This window comes from Protofrankia sp. CiT1 (assembly GCF_917627335.1).
Classification (GTDB): domain Bacteria; phylum Actinomycetota; class Actinomycetes; order Frankiales; family Frankiaceae; genus Protofrankia.
Window position 1 is genome coordinate 1 of sequence record NZ_CAKJTP010000176.1, and the last position, 7393, is coordinate 7393.

General features: G+C 66.6%; 6 protein-coding genes. All 6 read right to left on the minus strand.

Annotated features, from left to right (window positions below):
• Positions 1-449 precede the first annotated feature (449 nt).
• A complete protein-coding gene (locus tag MJ785_RS19005; protein ID WP_239348162.1) occupies positions 450-2078 on the minus strand; it encodes a long-chain fatty acid--CoA ligase in 1629 nt (542 codons plus the stop codon).
• A 109-nt stretch (positions 2079-2187) separates the two neighbouring features.
• Complete coding sequence (locus MJ785_RS19010) at positions 2188-3477, minus strand: ABC transporter substrate-binding protein (RefSeq protein WP_239382094.1); 1290 nt, start codon at positions 3475-3477, stop codon at positions 2188-2190.
• A gap of 69 nt (positions 3478-3546) precedes the next feature.
• Complete coding sequence (locus MJ785_RS19015; protein ID WP_239313435.1) at positions 3547-4725, minus strand: branched-chain amino acid ABC transporter permease; 1179 nt, start codon at positions 4723-4725, stop codon at positions 3547-3549.
• On the minus strand, positions 4718-5614 hold the full coding sequence (locus MJ785_RS19020; RefSeq protein WP_239313437.1) for a branched-chain amino acid ABC transporter permease: 897 nt from the start codon (positions 5612-5614) through the stop codon (positions 4718-4720). The genes MJ785_RS19015 and MJ785_RS19020 overlap by 8 nt, the downstream gene beginning before the upstream one ends.
• On the minus strand, positions 5611-6423 hold the full coding sequence (locus MJ785_RS19025; RefSeq protein ID WP_239313439.1) for an ABC transporter ATP-binding protein: 813 nt from the start codon (positions 6421-6423) through the stop codon (positions 5611-5613). The genes MJ785_RS19020 and MJ785_RS19025 overlap by 4 nt, the downstream gene beginning before the upstream one ends.
• Positions 6420-7376, minus strand: coding sequence for an ABC transporter ATP-binding protein (locus MJ785_RS19030; RefSeq protein WP_239382096.1), 957 nt, complete (start codon positions 7374-7376; stop codon positions 6420-6422). The genes MJ785_RS19025 and MJ785_RS19030 overlap by 4 nt, the downstream gene beginning before the upstream one ends.
• Positions 7377-7393: the final 17 nt, after the last annotated feature.

The window sequence follows — 7393 nt, forward strand, 5'->3', positions numbered from 1 at the left end:
GTGTCTCCGGCACCTGTGTCCACGGCGTCCCGCGCAAGGCGGGTCCACCGACCGACACATCCAATGGACGGATCTCCGCAAGTCGTTCCCCGGTCACAAGGGTCATCTCGCTCCTCCTACTGGCCAATCGCCTGACGTCGAAACCGACCCCCGTCCCCCCGTCCTCCTGCCACCCGCTCCCCGGCGGCCCATACCGCTGACGCTGTCATCAGTCGGATAATTCTGCATACATCGCTTAATCAGTAGGAAACCATACGCCAGTAGATTATCACCACAACCGTGCGCCCCGCCAGCTTCGGCCCCCTTTCGACGGCGACGATGCAAACACGAGCAAGGACCCGTATGGCAACCCACGGCGATTCCACGACAGCACCGTGAAATCATATTACTGAATCAAACGATCAACGATCCTCCCTGGAACCGCGCCACCCGCGGTTCCAGGGAGCGCCCTATCGCAACTGCTGAATATCGAGAACGCCACCGGCGTGCTGCTGCCGCAGAACCTTCTTGTCGAACTTGCCGACCGAGGTCTTGGGTACTTCGGTGAGGAACGACCAGTGGTCGGGCAGCTGCCATCTGGGCAGTTTAGCGGCAAGGTAGTCGCGTAGCTCAGTGGGTGAGACCTGCTGCCCCTCGCTGACCACGATGGTCGCCAGCGGGCGTTCTCCCCAGCGTTCGTCGGGTATCCCGATGACGGCGGCCTCGTATACAGCCGGGTGGGACATGAGGTGGTTCTCCAGGTCAACCGAGGAGATCCATTCTCCGCCGGACTTGATGACGTCTTTGGTCCGGTCAGTAAGGGTGAGGTAACCGTCCGGCGTAATGATGCCAACATCGCCGGTGCGTAGCCAGCCGTCCGGGAACTTGTCCTGGTCGTTGTCGCGGTAGTACCGAGCGGTGATCCACGGGCCACGGACGTGCAGTTCACCGGCGCTGCGCCCGTCATTGGGCAGAACGGACCCGTTGGGACCGACCAGGCGCGCCTCGACAGGGCCGACGAATCGGCCCTGGCTGATCCGGTAGCGCCAGCTCTCGGCCAGGTCGGCGGAGGCGGGAGGGCGCGCCACACTACCCAGCGGCGACGTCTCGGTCATCCCCCAGGCGTGCAGGAGGGTGATGCCATAACGTTCCTGGTAGTCCCGCATGAGCGACTCCGCGCAGGCCGACCCGCCGACCATCCCCTCCTGGAGGGATGAGATATCGGCATCGGGATGAGCGTCCACATACTGGAGCAACGTCCGCCATACGGCCGGGACACCGGCAGCCTTGTTCGGCCGTGCGGCGGCGATGAACGCGGCGAGCGGTTCCGCGGCGAGAAACCGGTCCGGCATCGCCAGCGATGCGCCGGTCAGAAAGGCCGCGTATGGCAATCCCCAGGCCAGGACGTGAAACTGCGGAACGATGGCGAGCATACAGTCGCGCGCCGACAGGCCGAACGTATCGGGAAATGTTATCGCCATGGCGTGCAGGTAGATCGACCGATGGCTGTAGACGACACCTTTCGGGTCACCGGTCGTGCCCGAGGTGTAGCACATCGCCGCGGCTTGATGCTCGGCCGTATCCGGCCATGGATAACTGTCAGGCTGACTGTCAATCAACTGCTGGTAATCGTGTACCGCGATACCGGTGCCGTCGAGTAGCGTATGGTCGGCGCTGCCGCTGACCACCACGTGCTCCACCGTCCGCATCTCTGGCACCAGCCGGGCGAAGGCCGGCAGCAACGACGCGTCGACAATGACCACCTTGTCCTCGGCATGGTTGGCGACGTAGCGGATCTGTTCCTCGGCCAGCCGGAAATTCAGCGGATGCAGGACCGCTCCCATGCACGGGACGGCGAAGTACGCCTCGACGTGTTCCTGGTTGTTCCACATGAAGGTCGCGACCCGGTCATCCGCTCGCACCCCGAGCGCACGCAGCGCATGCGCCAACCGGGCGGCATTCGCGCCGACCTCGCGATAACTGCCCCGACGAACCTCGCCCAACGTGGCCGTACTTACACAACTTGCACTATGCAACGAACTGCCGTGCTCGAGGAGACGGCGGATCTCTAGCGGGGTGTCCTGCATCGTGCTGTGCATGCATTGCTCCTTTCGTTGCTGATCGAAGCCACTCCACGCGCAGGTGGCCACGGAGTGGCTTCGATCAGCGAGGATTCCGGGTGGCTGTGGATGCCGTTCCGGCCCGCGCTCAGCCGGTCGGCTGGTAGCTGCTCGCAAGCGGGGTAGCGAACAGGTCCTGTATCTGGGTCAGCCCACCGGCGGCGGCAGAGTCCGGGCGGGCCAGGTAGATCTGCCGGGCTGGCGTCCGTCCGCTCTTGCTGTAGTCCAAGGGCGCAACCAGCCCATCGGTCTGGACGTTCGCGAGGCTCTGGAACGCGGTGAGAAGACCGGGCCGGGTCAGCGTGTTGGCGCGGCAGGCGGTATCGAGGATCCGTGCCATGATCTCACCTTGCGCGTACCCGTACATAACGTACGACGACTTCGGCTGACCCGCGTACTTGGCCTCGAACGCACTGCGGACCTGGGACGGCCCGGGTGCGGTGGACGAGAACGGAGCGGTGGAGGTCGCTACGAGCAGCCTCTTCTCCAGCGCGGCCCCAGCCGCCGTGTTAAGCAGCTGTGGGCTGAAGGCTGGGTTGGAGGCGAGAAAGGCGGGGGTGAACTTGGCGGCTTCAGCAACCCCGACCGCGGACGCGGTCTGCGGCGGGGTGGTGGTGAGCAGGACCGCTTTGACATCCGCGCTACGCAACGCTGTGATTTGGCCGGTCAGATCGGTGTCGGTCGCCTTGACCTTCTGCTCGACGAGCTGCAGGCCCAGCGCCTTGGCCGCCGCCCGGCTCCCGGCCACAGCGTTCTCGCCATAGTCGCCTTCGACGAAGATGTGGCCGATCTTGTCACCCGTGGCGAGACGCTTCTGCTGGAGCAGCCACTCGATCCCGTTAATCATTTCAATGTCGTATGTCGTCCCGGAAATCACCACATACGGATTGCTGAGCAGCGCCGACGACCAGGACGCGGCCATGGTCAGCATCTGATTGCTCTGGAGGCTGGGAAGCAGCGCGGCGATCTCTGGCGAGCCGAGCAACTCGTCGAGCGCAAGGACCTCGCCCTCCATCTGGCTGTACGCGGTGACCGCCTTCTGGGGGTTGTACCCATGGTCCTTGACAACGAACTGGACCTGCCGGCCGCAGATCCCGCCGGCGGCGTTCTTCTTGTCCCAGTACAGCAGCCGTCCCTGCTCCGCGGCTATGCCAGCACCGGCGAACGGTCCGGTCCGGTCGGTGAGGACACCCAGTTTGATCACTTTGTCGGTGACGCCCGGGCCGATGGCGACCCCGCCGGCCGCTCCAGGCGCGCCGTTCGTGTCGGCGTTCTTCTTGGTTGCGCAGCCCGCGGCCAGCACGGTGATGGCGAGCACGCCCACCATCGCTGCCAGCGCGGCTCCGCGAGAACGGGACGGTGCGTATAACCAGGACATACGACCCTCTTTCAGGGGTGGGATGGACTGTCGAGGGTGACTCAGGAGCATGGACTTGCCGAGAGTGGCTCAGGAGCGACGCGCGCGAACGAGGGCTCGGTCCGCGCCACGGCGTAAGCGCCGGCCCACCGCGGTGACACCGCCGGGCTCGAACAGCAGAAGAATGATCACTGTTATACCGAAAGTCAGCTGGGCGGCCACGGCGGGGCTGATGATTCCCGGCGAGCCCTCGGGAGCGAGTCCGGGCAGGGCGGCGGCGTACCGGTCAAGGACGGCCGGCAGGCCGGTGACAAAGAGGGCACCGGCCACCGCGCCCGCGGGCGAGCCGAGCCCGCCGATAACCACTATCACCAGGTACTGCACGGCCAGGTCAAGCCCAAAGGTGTCCGGGACGATCCGGCCGAATGCCAGGGCGGTCAGGACGCCGCCGAGGCCGGCGTACATCGACGAGAGCGCGAACGCGTACGCCTTGTAGCGGGTCACCGGCACGCCCATGATCCCGGCCATCAGTTCCCGGTCACGAACCGCACGAAGGGAGCGTCCTGGCCGGCTATGGATCAGGTTACGGGCGCAGAGGTACGCCGCGACGGTGACCGCCAGGCCGAGGTACCACAGTTTCTCCTCGCGGCCGAACGGCACGCCGAATACGTACAGCGTCTCCTGGGAGCTGGTGTCGAACCGAAAACCCGGCAGCGCGAAGGCGGGCACGCCCCTGCCGTTGGAGGCGCCGGTCAGCGTCTCGGCGTTGAACAGTATGTGCTGCCCGACGAAGACCAGGCCGAGGGAGGCGATCCCGAGATAGATCCCGCGCAGCCGGGCCGCGATCGGGCTGAACAGCAGCCCGGCCACACCGGCCAGCAGCACCGCGGCGATGGCCGCGACGGCTGGTGGCAGCGCGAGGCCGAGACGGTGGCCGGCACCGGCGGTGCTGGGGCGGCTGGCGAGAACGGTGTAGCCGTAGGCGCCGACCGCGACGAAGAAGGGATGCCCGAACGACAGCTGGCCGGCCTGGCCGAGAAGGAGGGTGAGGCCGAGTGCCGCGACGGTGCTGGCGAAGGCGAACAGACCAAGCTGCAGCCAGAACCTGTCGGCATACAGCGGGATCGCCAGCGCGACGAGCACAGCCGCGAGCACGGCCACGATTGTGACGGGACGGCGCGGGTTTGGCCGCGATGCGGCCACGGCCGACCGTGCGGGGGCGACGGGCGCCGAATCGGCGACACCGATGGCGCTACGCGAGTCAGGCACGGTGCAGCTCCTGCGTGCCGAACAGGCCGGACGGCCGAACCAGCAGCACCGCGACCATGACCGCGTAGGGCATGACGGTGTCGAAGCCCTGCCCGAGGAAGGTCAGGTCGTGGGCGTAACCCTGGGTCAGCACCTCGGCAACACCCACAATCAGGCCGCCCGCTATGGCGCCACCGGTGGAGTCGAGGCCACCGATGATCGCCGCGGGAAAGGCCCGCAGCGCCGCCGCCGCGCTCGCCGGAGCCACACCAGACGTCGGGTAGACGGTCAGGAACAGGCCGGCGACCGCCGCGAGGGCTCCAGCGAGCGTCCAGGCGAGCGCCGACACACGGGCGCGCCGGATGCCCATCAGCGCGGCCGTCTCCGGATCGTCGGCAACGGCACGCATGGCGATTCCCCAGATGGAGAACTTGAACCAGACGAAGAAGGCACCGATCAGCGCAACTCCGACGACGAGAGCCGCGGCCCGGGTCTGCGGGATGTGCACGCCGGCCACCGTCAGGACCCGGGCTCCCCATGGATCACGCATGGGGAGAATATCGACGCCGAGCCTTCGAATGATCTCCGTTTGGATGACCAGGTTGACCCCTATGGTCATGACGCTCACCGTGATGGCGGACCTGCTGGCCATCGGGTACACAAGCAGCCGCTGGACGACGAGCGCGGCGACCGCGGCAAGGCCGACCCCGGCGAGAATGGCGACCACGAACGGTACGTGACCGTCGGCGGCCAGCCTGGCCGTCGTGTAAGCGCCGATCATCAGCAGGGCCGGGTGGGCGAAGTTGACCACGCCACTAGCCTTGAACACCATAACGAAACCAAGTGCTAACAAAGCGTATACCGCGCCGAGTGAAAGCCCACTGACGATCAGCTCGAGAAACAGTCTCACGATCCTTCTCCTGGGGAGTCGCTGTCGTCAGTGCCGAGGTAGGCGTCCTGCACCGCGGGGTCGTGCTGGATCTCCGCCGGGGTGCCGTCAGCGAGACGCCTGCCGAAGTCGAGCACGGTCACCCGGTCAGCGATGCCCATCACCAGGCCCATGTCGTGCTCGACCAGCAGCACCGGGATCTGGAGGTCATCACGGATGTCACGGATGAGGCGCCCCATGGCCGCCGTCTCATGGGCGTTCATACCGGCGGCCGGTTCGTCGAGCAGCAGCAGAGCGGGCTCGACGCACAGGGCTCGAGCGATCTCCACCCGTTTCTGGTCGCCGTAGGACAGCTCCCCGGCTGCGACGTCGAGCTTGTCGCCAAGGCCGAGGAAGCCGGCGATCTCCCGCACGCGGATCCGGTGCCGCCGGTCCTCCCGGCGTGCCGGCGGGGTCCTCAAAGCGGCCGCGACGAAGCCGGTTCGGGTGAGACGGTGCCGGCCGATCATGAGGTTCTCCTCGACCGGCTCGGACGCCAGCAGCGCGATGTTCTGGAATGTCCGGGCGACGCCCAGCCTGGCGATCCGGTGCGGCCGCAGGCGGGTCAGGTCCGCTCCGCGGAAACGCACGCTTCCGCAAGCGGGCCGGTAAGCCCCGGACACGACGTTGAACAACGTCGACTTCCCCGCGCCGTTCGGCCCGATCACGGCGTGGATCGCCGCCGCGCCGACCGTGAACGACACGCCGTCGAGCGCGGTGACGCCGGCAAACCGGACGGTGACCGCGTCCACGACCAGCTCCGCTTCAGCGGCGGTGGACCGGGCGCTCATCCCTGCCACCTGCCCAACCGTGACCGGCTTGTGCTGGCGACCAGCTCATGCTCAACCGCCACTTCGGTGTCACGCGCCAGGTACAGGTCGCGGACGGTGTCGTCGGCTGCCAGTTCGGCGGCGGAGCCGGACAGCCGGACCTCACCGGTGGCGAGCACGAAAGCGTGGGTGGCCACCGACAACGCCATCGCCGCGTTCTGCTCGACCAGCAACACCGTCGTGCCACGGGCGTTGATCTCCCGAATCACCCGCCCGATCTGACCTACGATCTTCGGCGCCAGTCCCAGCGACGGCTCGTCGAGCAGGAGCAGCCGCGGGCCGGCCATCAACGCGCGTCCGATCGCCAGCATCTGCTGCTGACCACCGGACAACAGGCCGGCACGCTGGTCACGGCGGTCGTAGAGAATGGGGAACAGCTCGTGGACAAACAGCCGCGCTTTCGCGCTGGCCTGATGATCTCGGACGGTGAACCCGCCGATGCGAAGATTCTCACCGACAGTGAGTCGCTCGAAGATCCGGCGACCCTCCGGCGCCTGCACAATCCCGGCGGCCACGATCGCCGCGGCAGACTTCCCCACCAGGCTGCGGCCGTCGAAATCGACCGTCCCGTTGCTGATGGAACCGCCGTACTCACCGATGGCCCCCGACACAGCCCGTAACAGGGTGGTCTTGCCGGCACCGTTACTACCCAGTACGGCCACTACCGCACCGGCCGGTACCTCCAGTGAGATGCGTCGCAGCCCGAGGATCGCGCCTCGATAGTTCACCTGGAGGTCACGTACTCTCAGCATCAACGCCATTTCTTTCTCAGCGATGGCCGTCGCGAATGTGCGGCCGATGGGATCTGGATCATGCTCCGGACAGTCGGCGTCCACTAGCTCCAAACGGAGAGTCTCGGTAAAGAGGTCTCCACGCGGAGACGGCGCGCCCGGCCAGACCCGTATTCCGCGCATTACCCTCTTTGACCTGC